General features: G+C 36.2%; 22 protein-coding genes. 14 read left to right on the top strand and 8 right to left on the bottom strand.

The genetic code is table 11. From position 1 onward, the window contains the following. Window positions 1-49: 49 nt before the first annotated feature. Window positions 50-1,363, bottom strand: coding sequence for a hypothetical protein (locus tag AC5XHR_RS02080; protein ID WP_495949120.1), 1,314 nt, complete (start codon window positions 1,361-1,363; stop codon window positions 50-52). A gap of 112 nt (window positions 1,364-1,475) precedes the next feature. Then, on the bottom strand, window positions 1,476-1,892 hold the full coding sequence (locus tag AC5XHR_RS02075) for an IS1/IS1595 family N-terminal zinc-binding domain-containing protein (RefSeq protein WP_495949119.1): 417 nt from the start codon (window positions 1,890-1,892) through the stop codon (window positions 1,476-1,478). A gap of 226 nt (window positions 1,893-2,118) precedes the next feature. Here AC5XHR_RS02075 and AC5XHR_RS02070 point away from each other — a divergent pair, with 226 nt between their 5' ends. From AC5XHR_RS02070 to AC5XHR_RS02050, 5 genes are all read left to right on the top strand, one after another. Beyond that, the gene (locus tag AC5XHR_RS02070) at window positions 2,119-3,018 is read left to right on the top strand and encodes an aspartate carbamoyltransferase catalytic subunit (protein ID WP_495949118.1); all 900 of its coding nucleotides are present in this window, start codon (window positions 2,119-2,121) and stop codon (window positions 3,016-3,018) included. A 46-nt stretch (window positions 3,019-3,064) separates the two neighbouring features. Beyond that, window positions 3,065-4,138: a carbamoyl phosphate synthase small subunit gene (locus AC5XHR_RS02065; protein WP_495949117.1), complete on the top strand. Its 1,074-nt coding sequence runs from the start codon at window positions 3,065-3,067 to the stop codon at window positions 4,136-4,138. A gap of 39 nt (window positions 4,139-4,177) precedes the next feature. Continuing rightward, entirely contained in the window at window positions 4,178-4,531 is a 354-nt protein-coding gene (locus AC5XHR_RS02060; RefSeq protein WP_495949116.1) for a four helix bundle protein, read from the top strand. A gap of 58 nt (window positions 4,532-4,589) precedes the next feature. After that, complete coding sequence (gene carB, locus AC5XHR_RS02055) at window positions 4,590-7,772, top strand: carbamoyl-phosphate synthase large subunit (protein WP_495949115.1); 3,183 nt, start codon at window positions 4,590-4,592, stop codon at window positions 7,770-7,772. A gap of 278 nt (window positions 7,773-8,050) precedes the next feature. After that, complete coding sequence (locus AC5XHR_RS02050; protein ID WP_495949114.1) at window positions 8,051-8,353, top strand: hypothetical protein; 303 nt, start codon at window positions 8,051-8,053, stop codon at window positions 8,351-8,353. 122 nt (window positions 8,354-8,475) lie between these two features. On the opposite strand, the gene AC5XHR_RS02045 is transcribed toward AC5XHR_RS02050, so the two are convergent. After that, a complete protein-coding gene (locus AC5XHR_RS02045; RefSeq protein ID WP_495949113.1) occupies window positions 8,476-9,324 on the bottom strand; it encodes a hypothetical protein in 849 nt (282 codons plus the stop codon). Between the two features lie 139 nt (window positions 9,325-9,463). Here AC5XHR_RS02045 and AC5XHR_RS02040 point away from each other — a divergent pair, with 139 nt between their 5' ends. The 5 genes from AC5XHR_RS02040 to AC5XHR_RS02020 all read left to right on the top strand — a co-directional run bounded on the left by AC5XHR_RS02040 (window position 9,464) and on the right by AC5XHR_RS02020 (window position 14,892). Continuing rightward, entirely contained in the window at window positions 9,464-9,958 is a 495-nt protein-coding gene (locus tag AC5XHR_RS02040) for a hypothetical protein (RefSeq protein ID WP_495949112.1), read from the top strand. A gap of 96 nt (window positions 9,959-10,054) precedes the next feature. Beyond that, entirely contained in the window at window positions 10,055-10,645 is a 591-nt protein-coding gene (locus tag AC5XHR_RS02035) for a DUF2911 domain-containing protein (protein WP_495949111.1), read from the top strand. 62 nt (window positions 10,646-10,707) lie between these two features. After that, window positions 10,708-11,862 carry an ABC transporter ATP-binding protein gene (locus tag AC5XHR_RS02030; RefSeq protein WP_495949110.1) on the top strand — a complete coding sequence of 385 codons (1,155 nt, stop codon included), beginning with the start codon at window positions 10,708-10,710 and terminating at the stop codon, window positions 11,860-11,862. A 25-nt stretch (window positions 11,863-11,887) separates the two neighbouring features. Beyond that, on the top strand, window positions 11,888-13,783 hold the full coding sequence (locus AC5XHR_RS02025) for a hypothetical protein (protein ID WP_495949109.1): 1,896 nt from the start codon (window positions 11,888-11,890) through the stop codon (window positions 13,781-13,783). 65 nt (window positions 13,784-13,848) lie between these two features. Then, window positions 13,849-14,892 (top strand): bifunctional transcriptional activator/DNA repair enzyme AdaA, encoded by a 1,044-nt coding sequence (locus tag AC5XHR_RS02020; protein ID WP_495949108.1) that lies wholly within the window; start codon window positions 13,849-13,851, stop codon window positions 14,890-14,892. Between the two features lie 16 nt (window positions 14,893-14,908). Here the strand turns inward: AC5XHR_RS02020 and AC5XHR_RS02015 are convergent, their stop codons facing one another. Further along, entirely contained in the window at window positions 14,909-15,358 is a 450-nt protein-coding gene (locus AC5XHR_RS02015; protein WP_495949107.1) for a GNAT family N-acetyltransferase, read from the bottom strand. A 376-nt stretch (window positions 15,359-15,734) separates the two neighbouring features. Between AC5XHR_RS02015 and AC5XHR_RS02010 the strand changes: the two genes are divergently transcribed. After that, window positions 15,735-16,259 carry a GNAT family N-acetyltransferase gene (locus AC5XHR_RS02010; protein WP_495949106.1) on the top strand — a complete coding sequence of 175 codons (525 nt, stop codon included), beginning with the start codon at window positions 15,735-15,737 and terminating at the stop codon, window positions 16,257-16,259. Window positions 16,260-16,331: 72 nt separating this feature from the next. Here the strand turns inward: AC5XHR_RS02010 and leuB are convergent, their stop codons facing one another. Genes leuB through AC5XHR_RS01990 form a run of 4 tightly spaced genes read right to left on the bottom strand, consistent with a single transcriptional unit; the run spans window position 16,332 to window position 20,610 of the window. Continuing rightward, window positions 16,332-17,453, bottom strand: a complete 1,122-nt coding sequence (gene leuB / locus AC5XHR_RS02005) for a 3-isopropylmalate dehydrogenase (RefSeq protein WP_495949105.1) — start codon at window positions 17,451-17,453, stop codon at window positions 16,332-16,334. Window positions 17,454-17,462: 9 nt separating this feature from the next. Then, window positions 17,463-18,053, bottom strand: coding sequence for a 3-isopropylmalate dehydratase small subunit (leuD, locus tag AC5XHR_RS02000; protein ID WP_495949104.1), 591 nt, complete (start codon window positions 18,051-18,053; stop codon window positions 17,463-17,465). 4 nt (window positions 18,054-18,057) lie between these two features. Beyond that, the gene (leuC, locus tag AC5XHR_RS01995) at window positions 18,058-19,431 is read right to left on the bottom strand and encodes a 3-isopropylmalate dehydratase large subunit (RefSeq protein WP_495949103.1); all 1,374 of its coding nucleotides are present in this window, start codon (window positions 19,429-19,431) and stop codon (window positions 18,058-18,060) included. 3 nt (window positions 19,432-19,434) lie between these two features. Further along, a complete protein-coding gene (locus AC5XHR_RS01990) occupies window positions 19,435-20,610 on the bottom strand; it encodes a 2-isopropylmalate synthase (protein WP_495949102.1) in 1,176 nt (391 codons plus the stop codon). 146 nt (window positions 20,611-20,756) lie between these two features. On the opposite strand from AC5XHR_RS01990, the gene AC5XHR_RS01985 reads away from it, so the two are divergent. From AC5XHR_RS01985 to lat, 3 genes are all read left to right on the top strand, one after another. Next, window positions 20,757-22,286 (top strand): hypothetical protein, encoded by a 1,530-nt coding sequence (locus AC5XHR_RS01985; protein WP_495949101.1) that lies wholly within the window; start codon window positions 20,757-20,759, stop codon window positions 22,284-22,286. 319 nt (window positions 22,287-22,605) lie between these two features. Then, window positions 22,606-24,156 carry an L-piperidine-6-carboxylate dehydrogenase gene (gene amaB, locus AC5XHR_RS01980; protein ID WP_495949100.1) on the top strand — a complete coding sequence of 517 codons (1,551 nt, stop codon included), beginning with the start codon at window positions 22,606-22,608 and terminating at the stop codon, window positions 24,154-24,156. A 39-nt stretch (window positions 24,157-24,195) separates the two neighbouring features. Further along, window positions 24,196-25,524, top strand: a complete 1,329-nt coding sequence (gene lat / locus AC5XHR_RS01975; RefSeq protein ID WP_495949099.1) for an L-lysine 6-transaminase — start codon at window positions 24,196-24,198, stop codon at window positions 25,522-25,524. Window positions 25,525-25,584 lie beyond the last annotated feature (60 nt).

The raw sequence follows: 25,584 nt of genomic DNA, 5'->3' as shown, positions 1-25,584 counted from the left end.
TTGACTCATATTATTTGATTTTTTTGGTTTATTTGGATTTAAATTTTTTTTAGAATGAATACATCACGCGAACCATTCCACGAAAATTTCCTACATTTTTGATGTTGTTTGCAGCTTGTCCCTTGGCGTTGGTATCTCCCCATTTTGCTGCTGTATATTCCAGTTCTGGTGCGATGTTGAATTTGTTTTGTTTGAACTCCACTCGTGCGGAAGCACGCCATACTTCATCAACAATGCGATTTCCAGAATTTCCTCGGATATACAGGGTTTTGAAATTTTCATCAACACCGCCATTTTTTGTATATCCGAAAAACACGCCTGGAGCAATTTTAGCGTTGGCACTAGCCATGTCAACCCATGCCGCCGTCGTTTTGGTCGGTTTGTAAGACTCTTGGCCATTGGCTTCTGTGTAGCCTGCAAAACCGCCCAACATTACGAAATGATTTAGATTTCCACCGGTTATCCCGTAGACTTTTGCAATGATTTTGTCGTTAGAATATTTGAAATAGGCTAAGTAATTTGCTGAGTTCACTTTTTCTTCGGATACCAAAGCGTTTGATTCAATAACAGGTTTTAATGACTGATATTCAGCAGCAATTCCGGCTACTATATTTTTGTTTTTATATTGAAGTTGAGCATGCAACGTTGGAATTGAGGAGTTAAATGTCGCGCTATTAGGTGATGCTCCAGTTGCACTTGCTGTTTGAAATTCTCGATTCTTATAAGCTACAGCTGTTAAAGATAATTCAGGAGTTAGTTTTTGGGTGATTTTCACTTGTCCCGCCCAACCGAAGGGATTGAAAAGGATTCCCGTATTGAAATTGGCTACTCCTGGATATACTTCAGGAATGAACGATGGATACCACGTTTGTCCAAAACTTACGGCCGTTTTCTCCCATTCTAAGGTCGCAACCGCATGTCGCAATCGGAACAATCCAATACTTCCAGAACCTGAAGATGTTTTGTTAAGTTCTGTATTTCCAAAAAAATCTCCTTCAATGAAACCACTTGCTTTTGCTCCCCAAACATTAGGGCCTCGAAATTTTACACCAACTCGTGAGGTAATAGAAAGGAAATTGCTACCACCAGCAGCATTAATATCATCACCATTAGCATCAAGTTTTTCATCTAAAGGGTAGAGGTTGAGATTATACTCTCGGACATAAGCCGATTGACGAGAATCAAATATATAATCACTGCGAACCCATCCATACAAAGAAATATCCCATTCTTTGGCTTTTGCTTTTTCAGCTTCTAAAGCTTCAATTCTCTTTAAAAGTTCTTCGTTGCTTACTTCTTGAGCTTGCAGAATATTAGAAAGTGATAATGATAGAATTCCTACGTAAATGAGATATTTTTTCATTGATTCTTAATTTTTCTAGGTGATTTTTGTGTTCCCTAAATTGAAATTAAAATTCAGATGAATAAAATTTAATATATATTTATGGTAATACTATCGTTTTAAAAATTTAATTTTATTTTTTAAAACGTTCCCACTTAATCATCATATACTTATCGCCAAATTCAGTAATGATTAAGCCACTTCCTTTGATGTTGTTTTCATTTTGCATGAACTCGATTAATTCATTTTGTTTGAAAACTTTGTATGATGTATGAAATTCTGAAAGTGGAGGACGTTTGATGTTGTATTTCTTGATCCATGAACTTATAGTAACGTGTGAAACCCCAATAATTCGCTCAATTTCGCGAAAGCTTAAACCTTCCAAGTACAGTTGTAAAGCTTTGGTAACGAAATAGTCATCTATTTGCTTACCTAGTTTTTTTACGGTAAAATAATATTTACAGTTTTTGCAATGGTAGCGCTGTCTTTCATTAATAATTCCAGCTTTTACAACCTCGTTGTCTTGGCATTTAGGGCAAGAGTTTTGCATAAATATATACTAATTAAGCAAATATATAATAAATTAGCAAAAGTATTTAACGAAAATTATGAAAAATCTTATTAGGTAGTTTTTATAGAAAGTTATATCTTTGCACCTAATGAACACGGAAGTATTTTTTGACGATATTTTCATAGGCAATGCTGCCGAAAACGATAATTTTAATAACGAAGCTTTTTTTTGGGCTTCGTTTTTTTTTGCATAAAACGAAAAAGCTATGTTTACAACTGCCGAATTAACAGTAAGTACCATTGAAAAACTCCTTCAAGATGCGACTCAATTTGCCGAAGGAAAAACAGTGAAAGCAGACCAAGAATTGTTTGCTGCTAATTTATTTTTTGAAAACTCCACACGTACCAAAACAAGTTTTGAAGTGGCGGAACGAAAACTAGGTTTGTCCGTAATTCCGTTCGAAGCTTCGACAAGTTCTATCAATAAAGGAGAAAGTCTTTATGACACGGTGCGTACTTTAGAATCGATTGGGGTGAATTTAGTCGTAATTCGTCACATTCAAGATGCTTATTATAAAGAATTAGATACCATTAAAATTCCAATTATCAACGCAGGAGATGGAAAAGGAAATCATCCATCACAATGTATGCTTGATCTTTTAACGATTTATCAAGAGTTTGGAAAGTTCGAAGGATTGAAAGTAGGAATTGTTGGTGATGTAAAACACAGCCGTGTTGCAAAATCTGACGCAGAAGCATTAAGGAAACTTGGAGCGAAAGTGTATTTCTCTGGGCCATCAGCTTGGTTTGATGAAGGAACAATTATTAACGGAACGTTCTTGCAATTAGATAATTTAGTAAAAGAAGTTGATGTTTTGATTTTGTTGAGAATTCAACATGAAAGACATGAAGATAAAATGGATCTTTCTCTAGAATCGTATCACAGAAGATATGGATTGACCAAGGAAAGAGAGCAAATGATGAAAGAAGAAGCAATCATCATGCATCCGGCACCAATTAATAGAGGAGTGGAAATTGACAGCGACCTAGTAGAAGGAAAACGTTCCCGTATTTTCAAGCAAATGGAAAACGGCGTTTATGCTAGAATGGCGATCATTAAACACCTTTTGGAGAAGCAAGGATATACCTTTAGTGAAGTAAAATAAAAAGAAAAAGCGTTGCTGCAACGTAAGCAAAATGATAAAAAGTAGAATGAAAAAGAAATTAATTTTAGAATCTGGCGAAGTATTTCATGGCGAAGGCTTTGGAGCGGAACAAGATACGGCCGGAGAAGTTGTTTTCAATACAGGGATGACGGGATATCAGGAGCTGATTTCCGACCCTTCGTATTGCGGACAAATCGTTTGTATGACCTACCCATTAATAGGGAATTACGGGATCAATAGAGATGATTACGAAAGTATCGAACCAGCGATTAAAGGTCTTATCGTAAAGGAATTGTGTGATTTGCCATCTAATTTTAGAACCCAAATGACCCTTGATGAATTGTTTCAGAAAAAGAAACTTTCAGGAATTTCAGGAATTGATACACGAAAATTAACGAGAATTCTGAGAAATTCAGGTGTTGTTAAAGGGAAAATTGTTAATGCGGATGCAGATGAAAATACGGTTGTTGAAGAGCTTAGCAGTACAACGTTCCCAATAAATCAAGTAGAAGAAGTTTCTACAAAAACGCCTTTTGCCAATCCTGGTAGAGGTTTTAAAGTAGTTTTAATGGATTTCGGGTCCAAACTCGGGATTATCCGAGAATTATCCATGCGAAACTGCGATATCATCGTTGTTTCACAAGATACCAGCGCGGAAGATATTTTGCTGATGGATCCGGACGGAATCATGCTTTCTAACGGTCCTGGAGATCCGGAAGATGTTCCACATATCCACGAAACAATTAGACAATTGATCGGAAAAGTTCCAATTTTCGGAATTTGTTTAGGACATCAATTAATCGCTTTAGCTTGTGGTGCGAAAACGTTTAAACTAAAATTCGGTCACAGAGGTGGAAATCACCCAGTATTGGATTTAGAAAAGAATAAAGTAGCCATTACATCACAGAATCACGGTTATGCGGTTGATCAAGAATCGTTGAAAAATACAGATTTGGTTGAAACGCACATTGCTTTGAATGACCGAACGAATGAAGGGGTTAAACATAAGATTCACCCTGTGTTTTCGGTACAATACCATCCAGAAGCAAGCCCAGGTCCAGAAGACGCGAATTATTTATTCGATGAGTTTATTGAGTTGATGAAAGGGTTTAAAAAGTAATTAAGATTTCAGATTTTAGACATCAGATAACAGATTTTTATGCATAATTTTGAGAAACTTATTTTCTGGCAAAAATCAATTGAACTTGCAAAAGAGGTTTACTTTATTTGTGCGGAACTACCTAACGATGAAAAGTTTGGACTAATTTCTCAAATCAAAAGGTCTGTGATCTCAATTCCTTCAAATATTGCAGAAGGTGCTGGAAGAAATAATGACCGAGAGTTTTATCACTTTCTTGGAATAGCAAATGCTTCTTCTTTCGAATTACAAACGCAGTTAATTTTATTAAAGGAATTAAATTTACTAAATGCTGAAAAAGTGAACAGCTTAATTGTAAATCTCAATGAAATTCAAAGAATGATTTACACTTTCAAATCTAATTTAAAAAAGTAAAACACGAATGCTAGAAAGTCTGAAATCTGACATCTAGCGTCTCATATCTAAAAACAACATGGCAAAACGCACAGATATAAAAACAATTTTAGTAATCGGTTCAGGTCCAATTATTATTGGTCAAGCAGCAGAATTTGATTACTCAGGAACTCAAGCATGTCTTTCATTAAAAGAAGAAGGCTACAAAGTTATCCTAATCAACTCGAATCCTGCAACCATCATGACGGATGTTGAAATTGCGGATAAAGTATATATAGAACCCATTTCTTTAGAATTTGTATCGCGAATTATTAGAAAAGAACGTCCAGATGCTTTGTTGCCAACGTTAGGTGGACAAACAGGTCTGAATATGGCGGTAGCTCTAGAAAATTCAGGAATTCTTGAAGAATGTAAAGTGGAAGTTCTAGGAACGAAGCTTTCTGCAATTAACAGAGCAGAAGATAGAGATTTGTTCCGTGAATTAATGCGCGAATTAAACGAGCCAGTTCCAGAATCGGATATTGTTACAACGGTTGAAGGAGCTTTGAAATTTGCAGATTCCATCGGATATCCAGTAATCGTTCGTCCTGCGTTTACAATGGGAGGAACTGGAGGTGGGATCGCAGCTACCGAAGCAGAATTAAAAGAAATCACCGAATTAGGATTGAAATATTCTCCTGTAACACAGTGTTTGATTGAAAAGTCCATCGCTGGTTTCAAAGAGATTGAATACGAAGTAATGCGAGATTCCAACGACAATGCCATTGTGGTTTGTAATATGGAAAACATCGATCCAGTGGGAGTTCACACAGGGGATTCTATCGTCGTTGCACCTTCACAAACGCTTTCGGATAGAGAATACCAATTGTTGAGAAACGCTTCGCTGAAAATCATCCGAGCTTTGGGAATTGAAGGAGGTTGTAACGTTCAGTTGGCTTTAGATCCTCATTCATTTGAATATTATATTATCGAGGTTAATCCAAGAGTTTCACGTTCATCAGCTTTAGCATCGAAAGCAACGGGATATCCAATTGCGAAAATCGCTGCGAAAATTGCAGTTGGTTTAACGCTTGACGAAATCATGAATCCAGTTACTGGAAAGACGTACGCGTGTTTCGAACCGGCTTTGGATTATGTAGTAACTAAATTTCCAAGATTCCCATTCGATAAGTTTGAAACGGCTGATAGACGTCTTTCAACACAGATGAAAGCGACTGGTGAAGTAATGGCAATCGGAAGAAATTTTGAAGAATCACTGCAAAAAGCGATTCGCTCACTAGAAACGGGAATTCGTCACCTTGGTTTGAAAAAGAAACAAGCAGAAGCGCTTACTGACGAGGAAATCGAAAGAAGAATTCGCGTTTGTGATGACGAAAGATTGTTCATCATTGGTGATGCTTTACGAAGAGGATACAATTGGGAACAAATTGTAGAATGGAGTAAAATTGATAAATTCTTCATTTGGAAAATCAAAAAATTAATTGATTTTGAAACGAAGATAAAAGAAAATAAATTCAATAAGGAAGTACTTTTAGAAGCTAAAAAACTAGGTTTCTCCGATGTGAATATTGGATATTTGTGGGGTGTTTCTAACCGCGAAGTGTACCAATTCAGAAAAGAAAACGGGGTAATTCCAGTTTATAAAATGGTAGATACATGTGCTGCTGAATTTGAATCGGAAACACCGTATTTCTACGGAACCTACGAGGAGGAGAATGAAAGCGTCGTTACAGACAAAGAGAAGATCATCGTTTTAGGATCTGGACCAATCCGAATCGGACAAGGTGTAGAATTTGACTACGCGACCGTTCACTCAGTTTGGGCGATTAAGGAAATGGGGTATGAAGCGATTATCATCAACTCCAATCCAGAAACAGTTTCTACAGACTTCTCTATTTCGGATAAACTTTATTTTGAGCCATTAACCGAAGAAGATGTTATGAACATCATCGATTTGGAAAAGCCAAAAGGTGTTGTGGTTCAGTTTGGAGGTCAAACAGCAATTAATTTGGCTGATAAATTAGCTTCACATGGCGTTCAAATCCTAGGAACTTCGCTTGAAGACCTTGATAGAGCGGAGAACAGAGATAAATTCGAAAAAGCGCTTCAGGACTTAGGAATTCCACAGCCTTTAGGAAAAACATCGACTTCAAAAGAAGAAGCGATTGCGATTGCAAATGAAATTGGATATCCGGTTTTGGTTCGTCCAAGTTACGTTCTTGGAGGTCGTGCCATGGAAATTGTGTACAATCAAACCGAACTAGCGCACTACATGGAGCACGCGGTAGAAGCGAGTCCAGAACATCCCGTACTTATCGACCGTTATTTGACAGGTCAAGAAGTGGAAGTGGATGCGATTTGTGATGGTGAAACGGTGATTATTCCTGGGATTATGGAGCATATCGAAAGAGCTGGAGTTCACTCTGGAGACTCGATCGCCGTGTATCCTCCTCAAAAATTAAGTCAGACCCAAATTGATACGTTGGTTGATTATACCGAACGTTTAGCTAAAGGACTGAATATTATAGGTTTAATGAATATACAATATGTAATTTCAGATGGAAACGTCTATGTTATCGAGGTGAACCCTAGGTCTTCGAGAACAGTTCCTTTCTTATCAAAAATTACGGATGTGCCAATGGCTAATCTAGCAACGAAAGCTGTTTTAGGAGCTAAATTAACCGACCTAGGTTACAAAAATGGTTTGGTTCCGAATAAAGAAGGCGTGTATGTAAAAGTTCCTGTTTTCTCGTTCAGCAAGTTGTCAAAAGTAGATATTTCCTTAGGCCCAGAGATGAAATCAACGGGTGAAGTTATGGGGAAAGACGAAACGTTGGAAAAAGCGTTGTACAAAGGTTTAATCGGAGCGGGAAGAAAAGTTCCTACGTATGGAGCAATTTTGTTCACAGTAGCTGATAATGATAAGGAAGAGGCTGTAGAATTAGCAAGACGTTTCAACGATGTTGGATTTAGAATTTGGGCAACGGAAGGAACAGCAAAATTCTTTGAAGAGCACGGAGTTCACGCAAAAATCGGATATAAAATAGGAGAGGAAGATGTTAACTTGATTGACTTGATCCAAAAAGGGAAAGTTCAATACGTTGTTAACACGACTACCAAAGGAAAACAAGCGGAAAGAGATGGTTTCCAAATCCGAAGAATGAGTGTGGAAAATGGAGTTCCTTGTTTAACATCGATGGATACTGTAGGAGCAATTTTAAATGTTATTGAAAGCATGACATTCAAAATGGAGCAAATGTAAAAAATGCTTCTTAGGAAGTAAATTGAAATACAAACACCTAACGTTTAAAAGCGTTAGGTGTTTTTTTGTTTTATTTTTATAGTTTCAGCGGCGGCGAAGCCGTCGCCGAAAACAAGAAACGCTGAAAGTAAAATTTAAAGTGTTTTAAAATTAAAAGTGAAAATAATTTTAGTATTTATCGATATTTTCATGTATTATTTTTAAAATATGATTTATGGTAGTTTAATTTTCAGTTATTGTATTGAATTATTTTATAAATTTGAGTTAAAATTAATACTATGAAAAAAATATTTTTAAGTTTACTTGTTGGAGGTTTAGCACTAACATCGTGCACAAGCATGATTCCGGAAAGTTCAGAATTAGGAACAATCGTTAGAGATTGTACAGGAACGTATGTGAGATTTGCTGGAAAAGGCGATTACTTGGTATGTAACGACTGGTTGGTAAAGGATAGAAAAGAGGGCGATGTTCTTACTTTTGTTTATGCTTTTTCAAAAGATTGCACAGACAAAAGAAATGTGCCAACTTGCAGATTGTATCACGAAAGTAAAGGGAAAATTCAAATTAAATCTGTAAAATAGCTTGTTTACAAACCCTATAAATGTAAAGCCTCACATACGTTGTCGTTTGTGAGGCTTTTTTTAATTCCAGCGGCGGCGAAGCCGCCGCTGGAATTAAATCATCTAAAATGAATCACTGAAATTTAAATTTTCAAATAAGCTTCATTAAAATACTTACTCGGTTTTATGTAAACTTTCTCACGCTTTATGTCAAAAATCCAATTAAAACGTTTCATAACATCCGCTGCAAAGTAGCTGTTATGCTGCATTTTTAGTTCGCCCGTAAAATAACCAGCACCTACGTTTTTCAGTTTGTACTTGCCGATTTTTAGTTGTGATAAAACAGCTTGTTTAGTTGTGACGCTTTGCCCTTGCGAATTTTTCAACGTTTTTTCAGAAGTTGATTTTAGATGTTTGTTGAGATTATGGGCATCTGCAAAATCATTGCTAAATAAAATTCCACCTGAATAGCCAGACTGCAAAAGAAATTCCGATTCGTATTCTTTGCCGTCGATTAAACTTTTGGCTGTGATAAAAAATTGCCCATTTTTTATTTTTAAAGGAAGCTCGGTATAGCCTTTTGTGCTTGGATTTTGATCAAAAATTTGAAATTCATTTTTATCGTAGTTGATTGCAAATGCTTTTCCAGCGAAAACAGACGTTCCCAGTTTCCCGTCCGATTCGTGACCCGATAATTCGTTGTTGAAAAAACGCATGGTTTTCCATTCCAGATTTCCAATAGAAATGGTATTTCCATAGCTAATGTCGTTGTCGTCGAATTTTAAACTCGTTACTTTATGCTTTCGTTCGGGTGAAATTGAGCTCGCATCTGCTGCAATTTGAAACATTAAATCCAACGAATCTTTTTTATTGATTACAGTTTTAACCAAAATATTATTGTATTTCGTTAAATGAAAAGGAATAGTTTGCTGCGCATCGATTATATTAGAAAATACCAATGCTAGTAGTGGATACAAGAATTTTGAATTCATATTTTAGATGTAAGCTTCAAAGATAAGTTTTTTGGTGTTTCTTTATATATGGAACACCGTTCTATAGCTTGTTTTAACATTTTTTGGAAATTTATGGCATTATACTTGGCAATGTGATAGAAACCAAACAATTAAAAAAATGAAAAAGATAGTTACCTTATTCCTATTAGTGGGAAGCTTCACTTTAGGATTTTCACAATCAGAGTATTATAATGATTATCGAAGAAGTATTAATGATTATGATTGGACGGCGGTTATTGCTGATTTAGTTTTAAGTCCGCAGCAGAAAGATCAATTATTCGCACTGAACAATAGATACGATGATTATAACTCTTGGAATCGTGTTTATGGATCAAATCCAGATCGTTGGAGAACGGATCGTTACAATGAAATGGAACGTATTTTTGGAACAACAAAATATACGAAGTTTAAAAATAAATACTACAAAGGACAAAATCCAGTAGCGGTTTATAATCGAAACAAAAATAATTATAAGCCATATCAAAATAAAGGAAACAAAACAACGCCAATTTATAGATCGACTAAAAAATCTTCGAATTCAAGTCATGACAATGGGAAAGCGAAAGCTCACGCTGGACATGGAAATTCAAACGGAAAAGGAAAAAATAAATAGAAGTTTCTTCAGAAGTAAAACCGACTTTTTTAGTCGGTTTTTTTTATGTTTGAACGTTACGAAAGGGAGAAATTACTATCTTTAAAAAAAAAGAAAATGAAAAAGTTCCTAGTTGCACTTTGTTTTGGTGTGGCATTAAGCCTTACAGCTCAAGATTATTCGGTTCCTGCCGCAAGTCCACGTAAAAAAATTGAACAACAATTTTCCATTTCTAAAGTAACATTAGATTATGGAAGGCCTGCAGTAAAAGGTCGTGTCGTTTTTGGAGATTTAGTTCCTTACGGAAAAGTTTGGCGCGCTGGAGCCAATTCTTCGTCAAAAATTACGTTTGGTCAAGCGGTCACTTTTGGTGGAAAAGAGGTCGCAGCTGGAACATACGGTTTATACATCGTTCCTCAAGCCAACGAATGGAAAATTATTTTGAATAAAGATTCTCAAAGTTGGGGCGCTTTTAGTTTTGATGAAAAATTGAATGTTGTTGATGTTACGGTTCCAGTTCAGAAATTAACCGCAAAACAAGAATGGTTTACAATGGACTTAAAGATCGTTTCAGATAACCAGTTAAGTCTCGATATTGAATGGGATGCTAGCAAAGTTTCTGTTCCGATACAGGTGGCAAAAGCAGATAAAATTACCAGAATGATTGAGAAAATAAACGAAGTGAAAAAGATTGAGCGAGAAAAGTAAGTTCTATTCTTAATTTAAATTTCAGTTTTCTGAGTTCATTAAATGAAAAATCATTTTTCACCATGACAAAACATCAAATTCGAGTGAAAGAAGCACGCAACTATTTTGAAAATAGGGATACGGCTTTAGGGTTTCGCAAAATGCTCAATTGTACAATGGATACTCAAAATATGGCGTTGTACAACAAAGCAATTGCCATCACAGATTGGAAGGAAAATCATCCAGAACAGATCGATGAGTTTATCCAAAAAAGTCTTCAGTTTTTAGAAGAAATTGCGCACGTAGCTATTAATGAAGTTTCGGGAGATTCTTGGGTTCTGCAAGCGCAGGATATTCAAAAATCCTATGGAAATAAGCGTTTTGCTTTAGGTCCTGTTTCTGTTGAAATCAAAAAAGGACAAGTTTACGGTTTGGTAGGCGAGAATGGAAATGGGAAAACAACGTTACTTCGAATTTTAGCGAAAGAACTTTCTTTTGATAGAGGGAATCTGAATTTTCACTTTTCGCAATCCAATCCAAGTGATTATGAGTTGAAAACAAAACTTATCTACATCCCCCAACGAACGGAAAAATGGTACGGAAGTTTGAAAGATAATCTCAAATTTGTTTTGTCCAATTACGGCTTTTCACCTGAAGAAAACGAAACGAGAACTTTGATGATGATTGCGCGTCTCGGTTTGTGGAATTACAAACATTTGAAATGGAGTGAATTGTCTTCTGGATACAAAATGCGTTTTGAGTTGGCTAGAACTTTACTTCGAAAACCTGAAATTCTCTTACTGGATGAGCCTTTGGCGAATTTAGATGTCTTGGCGCAACAGGTGATTTTAGAGGATTTGAAGGAGATTTGCAACTCGGTAAATAATCCGATTGCACTTATTTTAAGTTCGCAACAATTGTACGAAGTTGAAAAGATTTCAGATGAAGTTATTTTCTTGAAAAACGGTCAATATAGAAGTAATTTGGAGAAAAACGAACGTGAAACCTCCCAACTAATTTTAGAAATTGATACCGCAAATTCTAGAGAAGAGTTACTTCAACTATTTACCGGTTTTGCTTTGGAAAACTTAACCTACAATGGCGGAATTTTTATCGCAACATTAAGTGGAGAAACCTCATTTAGCCAGGTTTTATTGGCTTTGGGGCAATCTCAAAAAGAGATTACATACATCCGAAATATTTCGGCATCTACAAGGCGCTTTTTTGTGAATTCTTAGTTTTCAAATTTCAGATTACAACTTTATGAACGATCGTATCAAAAAAATAAATCAGTATATCCTTGAACGTTATCCCACGATTTGGAACACCAAAATTGTTTGGGTTTTGCTTACCGCATTACTCGTTCATGCGCTATTTTTCGTTATTGGCTATTTCTCGCATTCGGACCCGAAAAGTCTACATTATTCCAATGCTGTTGATGATTTTTTCCGTGGTGGAATGATCTACATTAGCATTATAATCACCTTGTTAATTTTGGTGGTTTGGTTGGTGAATATGTTTAAAAATAACGCATTCAAAAACTTTTATCCCATTTCGAAAGCGCAAATGTTTGGTCAGTTTGTGCAATATTTTGTGATTATTTTGGTTTCTACGAGTTTTTATTGGTCGTATATGTTGGGATTCCGAACGTTTATCAACTCGAAATATCCCGATGATGAAATGGCCAAAAATGTAGAGTTGATCAACAAATCTGCCGCATTTTTATCGCAAGAATACATTAACTATGATTTAAGCGAAAAACGCTATCCGAAGGTATTTTCTGATTTGTATTGTGAGACGAGACCAGAGCATGTTATTCGTACCGAAAAATATTTTGTGAATCATGCTCGTGTTTATCAGTTTTTTGAGTTGTATTCAAAAGTTGCTACGGAGAAAAATAGTCGTGGACAGTGGTTGGTTCCGCAGCCGGAACGTAACGAGAAAAAGCCCGTCGCATATTCCATCCGTAAAGGAAATTCTTACGTTTTTTACTTTAAAAAGCGCGTTGTGGACGTGTCGCCTTATTTAAAAACGGAAAAGTTAGCATACACCAATTATTCCACATTATTTTATAGCGGTGGAAGAGTTCCTTACGGACCATCAACTTCTAATTATGAAATTGATGAATCTTATCCTGATGCTTTGGTTAACGACGAAGGTTCAGATTCGGAAATCGGAAAAGCACGATTTGCTTTGAATAAATCCGTTACCGAATTATTGGAAAGAAAAAATCCAAATGAAATTGAAGCTTTGTTTACTCAGTTTTTGACACTTTCAAAAGAGTATCAAATCAAAACCAATCTCACCGCTAAAGATTGGACTTCCATGGTGTATCATCCGGATACTTTTGAAGTTAAGAAATTTATAAAACAAAGTGAACGTGAAATATATCCATCGGCAAGTGCTTACGAAGATTATACTACGACAACAGCTGTAGATGCTGCAGCGGCAGCAGCCGTTGTTGCAAATGGTGCGGTGGTTGAGAATGAAAACTCCATTCGTTCGTTTAATCCGAATTTTGATAATGAGTTAAGTCCGCAAAAATATTATGAAAGAAACCTGACCAAATACTATTACGAAAGTCAGCATTTAAAAGATTTATTAGAAAATGTTGAAGTAATCAAGTTGAATCCATTTTTCAAAGAAACGGTTCATATTTTTTTATGGTTAAGTTTTGTTCTTTCCATGCTTATTTTTAGCTTCCGAGTAACAAGTTTACCGGCCTTATTATTTTCATTTGTAACGGTTGGCGTACTCATTTTGATCGTTACCTTGGTAGGCGTTATTTTGGGGTCTATTTCTCGAAGTTCTGGGGTTGGGTATATTGTTACTGTATTTATTTTGCTTTTGACATCAGGGATTTTGTTGCTCTCCATTTTTGGACACAAAATCATTACGAAGTTTATTAACTCCATCGCTGTTGTTATCAGCATGAATTTTATGTTGGTTATTCCTTTTTCTATTTTGGGCTTAATTACGATGGTTCAAACCGACATTTGTAAAGCGAATTTAAAACCAAATGAATCCATTTCAAAATGCAAAGGGATTTTAGAATATTATACCGCAGAAACCTACAGTTTACTTTTCTTGATAGCTGGTTTTGTAGGATTGTATTTATACACCGCAGTAATTAGAAAATGGCGCGCTTTACCCGAATAAAATATAGTTGTTCATTTTTCGGTTGCAGCCATTTGAAGTTGTAATCTATTTTTGAAATAAAAAAAATGAAGATTTCCAACGAGATAATGTATCAAGCTTCTTGCGATAAGAATGCTGATTTTGAAGGTGTTTTTTGGATGGCGGTAAAAACAACGGGTATCTTTTGTCGTCCAACATGTACGGCGAGAAAACCGAAATTCGAAAATGTAGAATTCTTTGACAACACCAAAGAACCCATTTTAAAAGGATATCGACCTTGTAAAATTTGCAATCCGCTTGGAAAGCCTGATGAAACGCCTGCTTCAATTCAAAAGTTAATCGATGAAGTGATTGCCGATCCTGCTTTGAAATTGAAAGATCAAGATTTACGTGATCGAAATTTGGAACCAGCAACGGTTCGCAGATGGTTTTTGAAAAACCACGGAATGACGTTTCATGCATTTCAGCGAATGTTAAAACTGAATTCAGCTTTCAAGAAATTGCAACAAGGAGAAAATGTTTTGGATACAGCATTGGATAGTGGTTATGAAAGTTTGAGCGGATTTAATGACGGTTTCAAAACGGTATTTGGAGTTTCGCCCAAAAATTCGAAAATGGAAAAAGTAATTGATTTAAAACGAATTGAAACGCCCATTGGAACGATGGTTGCGTGCGCAACTCAGGAAGGAATTTGCATGCTGGAATTCTCCGATAGAAAAGCGTTACCAACTGAATTGAAGCAGATTTCAAAGCATTTTGATGCAACAATTGTTCAAGGTGAAAATCTGCATTTTAAACTTTTAGAGAAAGAATTGGCGTTGTATTTCGAAGGGAAATTGATTGATTTTACCGTTCCGCTAGCGCCTGTAGGAACTGATTTTCAAAAGCAAGTTTGGACGGTTTTGCGTGGAATTCCGTACGGAACTACGCGTAGTTATCAGGAACAAGCGGTGATTTTGGGAAATCCTAATGGAGTCCGCGCTGTTGCTAATGCCAATGGTTTGAATAAAATTTCCATTATTATTCCGTGTCATCGTGTTATTGGTAGCGACGGGAAATTAACGGGATACGGCGGCGGAATCTGGCGTAAACAAAAGCTATTGGAGCTAGAGAAAGCGATTTTGTTCTAGAAACTAGGAGAGATATTTAGAATTCAAATTTCAGTAAAACCATATCTTTTAAGTGGACTCCGTTTTCAATAATGGGTTCTGGATAATTTTCAAGAAAGAAATTCTCTCGAATACCAAATTTTTTAAAGCTATTTCGCTCATAAAATCGAATTTGTGAGAAGCTGGAATCTCCTGTTCCTACAATGATTTTTTGGTATTTTGGTTTCGAAATTTCTTTAATATACTCTAAAATTTTTCCACCTAAACCTTGATTTTGATGTTTTTCCGCAATCGCAATATTTTTGAGTTCTACATTTTGAAGATTGATTTCATAGAGACAAAATATACTCACATTTTCTGTATTCCATTTTACCAAAAAGACTTCCGATTGAAAAAGATACCGGTCAATCGCTTCTAGGGTTTCATCCGCCAACAATAAAAGTTCGTATGGAAAATCAGAATGTATTTGTTCAAATTGCAGTTTCATGAAAATAGTTTTTGCTTGATATTTTAGACTATTTATTTCCAACTAGTCCAAAAAATTGATATTCAAAGGCTTAAAAATGCTTTTTTTTAATTCGAATTTAAGTATATTTTGTTCAAAAACTACGTTTTTTGGTCGTTTTTTTTATTTAGTAATTAATTTAAATACATGTAAATCAATAATTTGAAAATATCCACCCCATTGTCCACCTCTTTTTTTGAATGTTTACTTGTAATTCTACTACATTTGAGTTAAACCAAAACTAAAAACCTTTTGATGGTAAGAACTTTATAACCTAAAAACAAAAACTAATAACCTGTGTAAGAGAGATTTTTAATTATTTGAAAATCTCTTTTTATCTTTAATCAAAATTTTGAATATGAATCTACAGCCGATTTTGGAAAATGAAAACTGGATTTTACGTCCTTTAAAGGATGAGGATTTTGAGCCATTGTATCTCGTGGCTTCTGATCCGAAAGTCTGGGAGCTGCATCCTAATAAAGATCGGTGGCAACGCGAAGTTTTTCAAAACTTTTTTAAAGGCGCGATGGAATCGGGTGGTGCGTTTCTAATTTTGAATAAAAAAAGCAACGAAGCCCTAGGAAGTACGCGTTTTTATGATTTCAATTTGGAGGATAATTCAATATTTATTGGCTATACTTTTTATGGAACCGATTCTTGGGGAAAAGGCATCAATGCAGAAGTGAAAAAGCTAATGCTTAACTATATTTTTAATGACGTTGATTTGGTGAAGTTTCACGTTGGAAAAGACAATGTTCGTTCTCGAATTGCCATGGAAAGGCTAGGAGCAAAGGCGTATCAAGAAATCGAAGTGACGTATTATGGTGAACCGAGTAAAGTGAATGTGGAATATTGGATTGCGAAATCTGACTATAAAAAATAAAAAAACGCCGGCTTCACAGCGGCGTTTTCTACAAACAATTTATACACTATATACTATCGCATTACTATTATGCTAAATTATAGTCGATTTTCCGATTTCGATATTTTCGTGATGAAAAATTTCGGCATCGTGAAGGAGAGATTTGCAAATGTACTCTCCGATAAATGTGGTGGAAAAATTCTTTCTCGGATTTAAATCCACCGAAACAACTCCATTGTGAATGGCTTGTTCAACTGCAAAAACGATATGTCCTGCAATGGTTTTCTCGCCCAAATAATCCATCATCATAGCTGTACTCAAGATAGAAGCCATTGGATTGGCGATATTTTGTCCTTTGGCTTGCGGATACGAACCGTGAATAGGCTCGAACATTCCTGTTTTTTCTCCGATGGAAGCGGAAGGTAAAAGTCCGATAGACCCCCCAATAACGCTTCCTTCGTCTGAAATAATATCTCCAAACATATTTTCTGTAAGGATAACATCAAACTGCTTTGGATTAAGAATCATTTGCATTGCTGCATTGTCTACAAAAAGGAAATCTAAACTTACGTTCGGATAGTCTTTCGCAATTTCTTGACACGTTTTTCTCCACAGTCGAGACGTTTCCAAAACATTGGCTTTATCTACCAACGTTACTTTTTTGCGTCTTTTTTCTGCTGCTTGAAATGCTAAATGTGCGATTTTTTCAATTTCTGATTTTTGATACGAACAAATATCGTACGCTGAATTTCCATCTTCGCTGGTATTTTTCTCACCGAAATAGATTCCGCTTACCAATTCACGATAGATTTCCATGTCGGTATCTTCGATGATTTCTGGTTTTAGTGGACTGATTCCTGCTAAGGTTTTATAGGCTTTTATGGGTCTAATATTCGCAAATAAGCCCAACTCAGAACGGAGTTTCAGTAAACCTTGCTCGGGACGGACTTTCGCATCTGGATTTTGATCAAAACTTGGATCACCGATAGCTCCAAACAATACTGCATCAGCTCCATGGCAAATCGCCAATGTCTGATCAGGAAGCGGATTTCCGATTTCGTAAATCGCTTGAGCGCCCACAACAGCTGGTAAAAATTCGAATTCAATTGGATATTGCTTTTCAATGGTTTGCAAAACCTTTACGGATTCGTTAACTACTTCAGGACCAATTCCATCACCTGCTAATAAGGCTATTTTGTATTTTTTCTTTTCCATTTTTATTTTTTAGTAGGTGACTGTTCGTTGTTGCTCAAATTTTTCGATCGCTTCCTTTTTATTCAATAAGAAATCGAGATCGTCATAGCCTTCCATTAAGCAGATTTTCTTGTAACCATCAATGTCAAAAGTTGTTTTGTTTTTTGAATAGGATAGTGTTTGATTGGGTAAATCAACTTCCAATTGTATTTCCGGATTTTGCTTGATTTCATTCAGTAATTCTTTTAAAAATTCATCTGAAACTTGAATGGGAAGCAATCCATTATTCAAAGCGTTGCCTTTAAAAATATCGGCAAAAAAACTTGAAATAACAACTCGGAAACCGTAATCAGTTAATGCCCAAGCAGCGTGTTCACGGCTACTTCCACAGCCGAAGTTGTTTCCAGCGACTAAAATTTCACCTTGATAATTCGGATTGTTTAAAACGAATTCCGAATTCGGATTTCCATCTTTTTGGAACCTCCAATCACGAAATAAATTCTCGCCAAAACCTTCTTTACTAATGCTTTTTAAAAAGCGCGCCGGAATAATTTGATCGGTATCAATATTCTCTATTTCTAAAGGAACCGCCGTGGATTCCAAATGGGTTAATTTTTTCATGAACTTAATTTGGGTTGATGGCTATTTTTCCTTCAATCGCAGCAATGGCTGCGGTAAGTGGACTTGCTAAAAGTGTTCGCGCTCCAGGACCTTGTCTTCCTTCGAAATTTCGGTTGGATGTGGACACACAATATTCACCTTCAGGAATTTTATCTTCATTCATCGCTAAACAAGCCGAGCATCCCGCTTCTCGGATTTGAAATCCTGCTTGTGAAAAAATAGCGTCTAAACCTTCGTTTTTAATTTGTTGGGCAACGTGGAAGGAGCCAGGAACAATAAGCGCTGTAATGTTTTCTGCTTTCTTTTTTCCTTTAATGTAGTCTGCTGCGGAACGGAAATCTTCAATTCGTGCATTCGTGCAACTTCCAATAAAGACGTAGTTTACTTGGATTTCAGACATTTTTTGTCCAGACGAAAGTCCCATATACTGCAATGCTTTTTGTTCCGAATCCGAATCCGCTTTCGGAATTTCATCGTAAATACTGATTCCCATCCCGGGGTTTGTTCCGTACGTCACCATCGGCTGAATGTCCTCCGCATTAAAATGATATTCTAAATCAAAAACGGCATCGTCATCTGTTTTTAATGTTTTCCAGTACGCCACTTTTTTATCAAATTCTTCGCCTTTTGGTGCGTATTTTTTTCCTTCAACATAATCAAAAGTCGTTTGGTCAGGAGCGATCATTCCACCACGAGCACCCATTTCAATACTCATATTACAAACCGTCATTCGCCCTTCCATGCTCATTTCTTCGAAAACGTTTCCTGCATATTCGCAGAAAAAACCTGTACCAGCATCGGTTCCAACTTTGGAAATTATATACAGAATGACATCTTTCGGAAGAACGTTTTTTCCTAATTTTCCATTTACGTTCACGCGCATGGATTTTGGCTTGTTCATCAACAAACATTGGCTTGCAAAAACCATCGCCACTTGGCTTGTTCCGATTCCAAATGCAATCGCTCCAAAAGCGCCGTGAGTAGAGGTATGGCTGTCACCACAAACGATACTCATCCCAGGTTGTGTAATTCCCAATTCAGGAGCAATAATGTGAACAATTCCCTGGTTTTCGTGGCCTAATCCCCAATATTCAACGCCGTATTTTTCACAATTTTTTCCTAATTGAGCAACTTGATTTCTTGAAAGTTCATCAACAATTGGTAAATGCTGATTTAATGTTGGTACGTTATGATCTGCCGTTGCCGTCACTTGATTTGGACGAAATAAAGGGATATTTCTGCTTTCCAATTCATCAAATGCTTGCGGACTGGTCACTTCGTGAATTAAATGTCGATCGATATAAATAATTTGGGGTCCGTTTTCGATAGACTCAACAACGTGTGCATCCCAAACTTTGTCAAATAAGGTTTTTCCCATGGATTAAATAATATTGGAGCGGTTAGAAAATTGAAACTCGTGCATCATAAACTTCAAATCGTCATTGCCAACTTCTTTCTTGGTATCGGCAATTTCTAAAAAGTGTTGATACAAATAATCTAACTCAAGTTTTGAAACTTCAAACCCGATATTTTTGAATCGATATGCTAAGGCAGAGCGACCGCTTCTTGCTGTTAAAATAATGGATGACTCATTAACACCAACATCTGCTGGATCAATGATTTCATAGGTTTCTCTATTCTTAATAACCCCATCTTGATGGATTCCGGATGAGTGCGCGAAAGCGTTAGAACCTACAATGGCTTTGTTTGGTTGAACAATCATTCCCATATTTTCCGAAACCAAATTGCTCATTTCTGTAAGCATTCTCGTGTTAATATCAGTATGAAAATTAAGATACGGATGTTGTTTTAAAATCATCACCACTTCTTCCATAGACGTGTTTCCCGCACGCTCACCAATTCCGTTAATCGTACATTCTATTTGTCTTGCACCGTTTCGGATTCCAGCGATGGAATTCGCCGTTGCCAAACCTAAATCGTTATGACAATGGCAAGAAAGAATTATCGAATCAACATTGGGAACATGTGTTTTTAGATATTTAATTTTTGTTCCGTAGTCCTCTGGAAGGCAATAGCCCGTTGTGTCAGGAATGTTTAAAACTGTTGCACCCGCTTTAATCACTTCGGCGCAAACTTGTGCTAAAAACAAATTTTCAGAGCGTCCTGCGTCTTCTGCATAGAATTCAACATCATCAACAAACGTTTTTGCGTACGCAACCGCTTCTGCTGCACGATCAATAATCTCTTGTGGACTGGCATTGAATTTAAACTTCATATGACTTTCCGAAGTTCCAATTCCCGTATGTATTCTCGGCTTTTTTGCTTTTTCTAAAGCTTTAGCTGCAACTTCAATATCTTTTTTATTGGCTCTTGTTAAGCCACAAACGGTTGCGTTTTTCACCATTTGAGCAATAGCGTCCACTGCTTCAAAATCACCTGGACTTGAAATAGGGAAACCAGCCTCAATAATATCTACACCGAGTTCATCAAGTTTTTCGGCAATTCGAATTTTTTGTTGTTTGTTTAACTTGCATCCGGGAACTTGTTCGCCATCTCGCAACGTAGTGTCAAAAATTTGAATTTTTTCTGTAGACATGATGTTCTTTTTTTGATAATTTTGAACAAATCTATTGGGAATAGTTTTTTAGAAATCCTTTATTTTGTGAAGCGTTACAATATCAAAAAAATGATTTTTAAGGTTAAAATATTGAATTTCAAAAACTTATAAGGTTGTAAATTACGATGGCAGAAATACAAAAAGATCCTTTATTAGCGTTAATTCAGTCGCTTTCCAAGTCGGAAAAACGACAATTTCGCCTTTTCGTGAATCGATTAGGAATTAACTCGGATGCCAAATTTCTGTTGTTGTTCGATGTTTTGGATAAAATGCCGGAATACGATGAGAAGAAAATCTTAGAACGAAAAATTACAACCAAACAGCAACTATCGAATCTTAAAGCGCATTTGTACAAGCAGATTTTGTTTAGTTTGAAAATGAATCCAAGCAATATGAACAATCGAATTCTGTTGCGTGAACAAATGGATTTTGCAACGATTTTATACAACAAAGGTTTGTATAAGCAGAGTTTGAAAATCTTGGATAAAACCAAACAAACAGCGATTGATTTAGAAGAAAAAGATATTGCTTATGAGATTGTTGAATTTGAAAAAGTAATTGAATCTCAATATATTACACGGAGTATTGCTTCGCGAGCTGATGATTTAATTGCCGATGCAAAACGATTGGGAAAAGTCAACGCTTTGAATTCTAAACTTTCCAATTTGTCTCTAAAACTGTTTAGCATGATGTTGTCAAACGGTTTTGCCAAGAACAATCAAGACAAGAGTAGAATTCAGCATTTTTTTGATTCTCATATACCCAAAACCGATTTGCATTTAATGGGTTTTCGGGAAAAATTATGGTTTTATAAAGCACATGTTTGGAAGTATTTATTGCTTCAAGATCATATCAATGCCTATAAATACTCGCTTCAATGGGTGGATTTGTTTTATTCGCACCCCGAGATGATTGTCAATCATCCCGTTTGGTTTTTGAAAGGGAACTCGTATTTACTAAACACGTTGTTTTTGTTGAGAAAGCGAAAGCGATTTGAGTTTTGGCTGAATAAATTAGAACTGGTTGTTGGAGACAAACTTCCCAAAAACGAAAACATAGAATCCGTTTTGTTTACGGTTTTGTTCAATGCCCGAATGAACCGAGTTTTCTTAACAGGAAATTATCAAGAATCTGAAAAATTGATTCAGGAAATCAATGCAGATAATGCTTTTCAAGATTTTAAAGTAGATGAACATCATATTTTAATTCTCCATTTCAAAATTGCGTCTGCGTATATGGGAAATCGGGAATATGATAAATGTTTGAACGAACTTTTCCAAATTATTTACCATAAAAAGACGGTGGTAAAAGACGATTTGTTGTTTAATTCCCGACTTTTGGCCATTATGGTGATGATTGATTCTGGAATGGATGAGAATCTCGATGAATTTATGGAAGAATCTCAAAAGTTCTTTAAAAAAATGAAGCTGGCAACCGATTTTCATCATTTAACGATTAAGGCGTTTTCTGAAATTTCAGAAGCTTTTGCTAGTGATCGCAAAAAGCTTGCAGAAAAGTATCTAAAACAATACATTCAAATGCAAGAAAATCCATTTAATAGTAGAGATTTTGTGTATTTGGATGTGATTTCTTGGCTGGAATCAATTATTCAAAATAAGCCAATCGGTGAAGTGATTCGAGACAAATCTGTCTAAAGGTTAGAAAAGATTAGCAAAATAATTCTGGATTATTTCCCAAGCATTTTTACCCAAAAAATAAATTAAAGTGGTAGAAATGATTCCTTTTACCGTAAAAAAAATTATTCCTCCGATCCCGAATTTCGCAACCCATTTTTTCCATTTGGAAGTATTTTCAGTTGTTTTTTCCTGAGGTTCATTCATTTATTGGTGATTTGTGGCTCAAAGATACTCAAGTTTTCGATTTGTAAAGCTGAGATTTAACAGCATTTTAAGGTTTAATTTTCTTCCAATTCTAAGAATAGCAGTATATTTAGGAAATCAACAAACTATTTTTATGGCAAAAACCAAGAAAGAAACAGGTATTGAAAAAACACTAAAATCGTTAGGAATTCTTGATGAAAATAAAGGAGTTTCTGTGGGTGGAAAAAACTTTGCAACCGGGGATTTGTTAGAATCCTATTCGCCAACGGATGGAAAACTGATTGCAAAAATTAAGACGGCTTCAGAAAAGGATTATCAAAAAGTGATGGCTACGGCTGAAAAGGCTTATCTAGAGTTTCGACAAATTCCTTCTCCAAAACGTGGTGAATTGGTACGTCAATTTGGGCAAAAATTACGAGAATATAAAGATGATTTAGGGAAATTAGTTTCCTACGAAATGGGTAAATCTTTGCAAGAAGGTCTTGGTGAAGTGCAAGAAATGATTGATATCTGCGATTTTGCTGTAGGATTGTCTCGTCAACTTCACGGCTATACAATGCATTCGGAACGTCCTGGACATCGTATGTACGAGCAGTATCATCCGATAGGAATTGTTGGGGTTATTTCGGCTTTCAATTTTCCAGTAGCAGTTTGGTCGTGGAATACAGCGCTAGCTTGGATCTGTGGAAATGTTACGGTTTGGAAACCTTCCGAAAAAACACCTTTGTGTGCCATTGCTTGTCAAAATATCATCGCCCAAGTTTTAAAGGAGAACAAAATGCCGGAAGGTATTTCTTCGATGCTTGTGGGCGATCATCATATTGGTGATTTATTGGTTCAGGATAAACGTTCGGCGTTAATTTCATTTACAGGCTCTACCCGTGTTGGAAGAACAGTTGGCGTGAATGTAGCGCAGCGTTTTGGAAAATCCATTTTAGAATTAGGCGGAAATAATGCAATCATTATTTCGGAACATGCCGACTTGGATATGTCTATTATTGGAGCGGTTTTCGGAGCTGTTGGTACGGCTGGACAACGTTGTACTTCGACTCGAAGATTGATTATTCATGAGAGCGTTTACAACGAAGTGAAAAAGCGTTTGGTTAAGGCTTATGGTCAATTGAAAATCGGGGATCCATTAAATGAAAATAATCATGTTGGTCCATTAATCGATACTCAAGCGGTTGCTCAATACGAGGAAGCGATTAAGAAATGTAAAAAAGAAGGCGGTAAATTTATTGTTGAAGGCGAAGTTTTAAAAGGAAAAGGGTATGAGTCGGGTTGTTATGTGAAGCCATGCATCGCTGAAGTGAAAAACTCTTTTGAAATCGTTCAACACGAGACGTTTGCACCGATTTTATATATTATGAAATACAAAACCTTGGATGAGGCGATTGCGATGCAGAATGACGTTCCGCAAGGTTTAAGTTCTGCGATTATGACTCAGAATTTGAGAGAATCTGAATTGTTCTTGTCTAACGCTGGTTCGGATTGCGGAATTGCGAATGTTAATATCGGTACTTCTGGAGCTGAAATTGGCGGAGCCTTTGGTGGTGAGAAAGAAACCGGTGGTGGAAGAGAATCCGGTTCGGATGTTTGGAAGTATTATATGCGCCGACAGACGAATACGATAAATTATTCCACAACATTGCCGTTAGCGCAAGGAATCAAATTCGATATTTAAACACCAATTTATACACACAACACCAAACACTATTATTATATGAATGATGCAATTGCGTCGCAACCTATAGCGACTAATCATGTTAAAGAAATCCTCGGAAAGCATATTCTGGCCGATGGTTTCGACTTTATAATGAACTTTGAAAAATCCCATGGATCTTGGATTCATGATCGGGTTTCGGGGCAAGATTATTTGGATATGTTTTCCATGTTTGCTTCGGGAGCTATTGGCTACAATCATCCGTATCTTGTTGAGAAATCGGCTTGGTTGGGAAAAATGGCTATTAACAAACCAACGTTAGCGGATGTTTATTCGGAAGAATATGCTGAGTTTATGAAGGTTTTTGAACGCGTGGCGATTCCTGAAGAATTGCAATATGCATTTTTCATTTCTGGAGGCACTTTAGGCGTTGAAAACGCGATGAAAGCTTGTTTTGACTGGAAAACTAGAAAGAATTTTGAAAATGATATTCAAGTGGAAGCTGGAATTTGTATTCACTTCAAGCAAGCTTTTCATGGTCGAAGCGGATACACGTTGAGTTTAACCAATACAGCCGACCCTAGAAAATATGAGTATTTCCCCAAGTTTGATTGGCCACGAATTATCAATCCTAAACTTCATTTTCCTATTACAGAAGAAGGTTTAGAGGAGACGATGCAGCAAGAGCAATTGGCTTTATTGCACATTCAAGAAGCGATTATTATGAACGAAAATAAAGTCGCTTGTGTGATTATTGAACCGATTCAAGCGGAAGGCGGTGATAATCATTTTAGAGACGAGTTTTTAGTTGGCTTACGCGATTTATGTGACAGCAATGAGGTGTTGCTGATTTTTGATGAAGTACAAACGGGAATCGGAATTACAGGGAAAATGTGGGCATTCCAACATTTGCCAATTCAGCCTGATATTTTGGCTTTTGGTAAGAAAACGCAAGTTTGTGGGGTTTTAGCTAATAAAGAAAAGTTCGATCAAATTCCAAATAATGTTTTCCGAGAAAGTTCGAGAATTAATTCAACTTTTGGAGGGAATTTTATTGATATGCTTCGTTTGCAATTGGTTTTAGAAGTTATTGAAAAAGAAAATTTAGTAGAAAATGCCCGAATGGTAGGGAATTATTTACTAACTCAACTTCAAGAATTAGCAAAACAGTTTCCTGAAAAGCTTTCTAATCCTAGAGGAAAGGGTTTGATGTGTGCCATTGATCTTCCTTCTGGTGAACAACGAGATCAGCTTCAAAAAGCCTTGTATGACGAAAGAATCATTATTCTTGGATGTGGAACGCAATCGTTGCGTTTCCGTCCGCATCTTAATGTTTCAGAACAGGAAATTGATTTAGCAATTCAAGCGATAAAAAAGATTCTCTCTTAAGGATAATTGTTAAATTTGACTCAAATACTAATAACCGTGCAAAAATGTACGGTTATTTTT

The organism is Kaistella sp. CFF1-2, from assembly GCF_059509915.1.
This window is presented reverse-complemented; position numbering and strand designations above follow the sequence as displayed.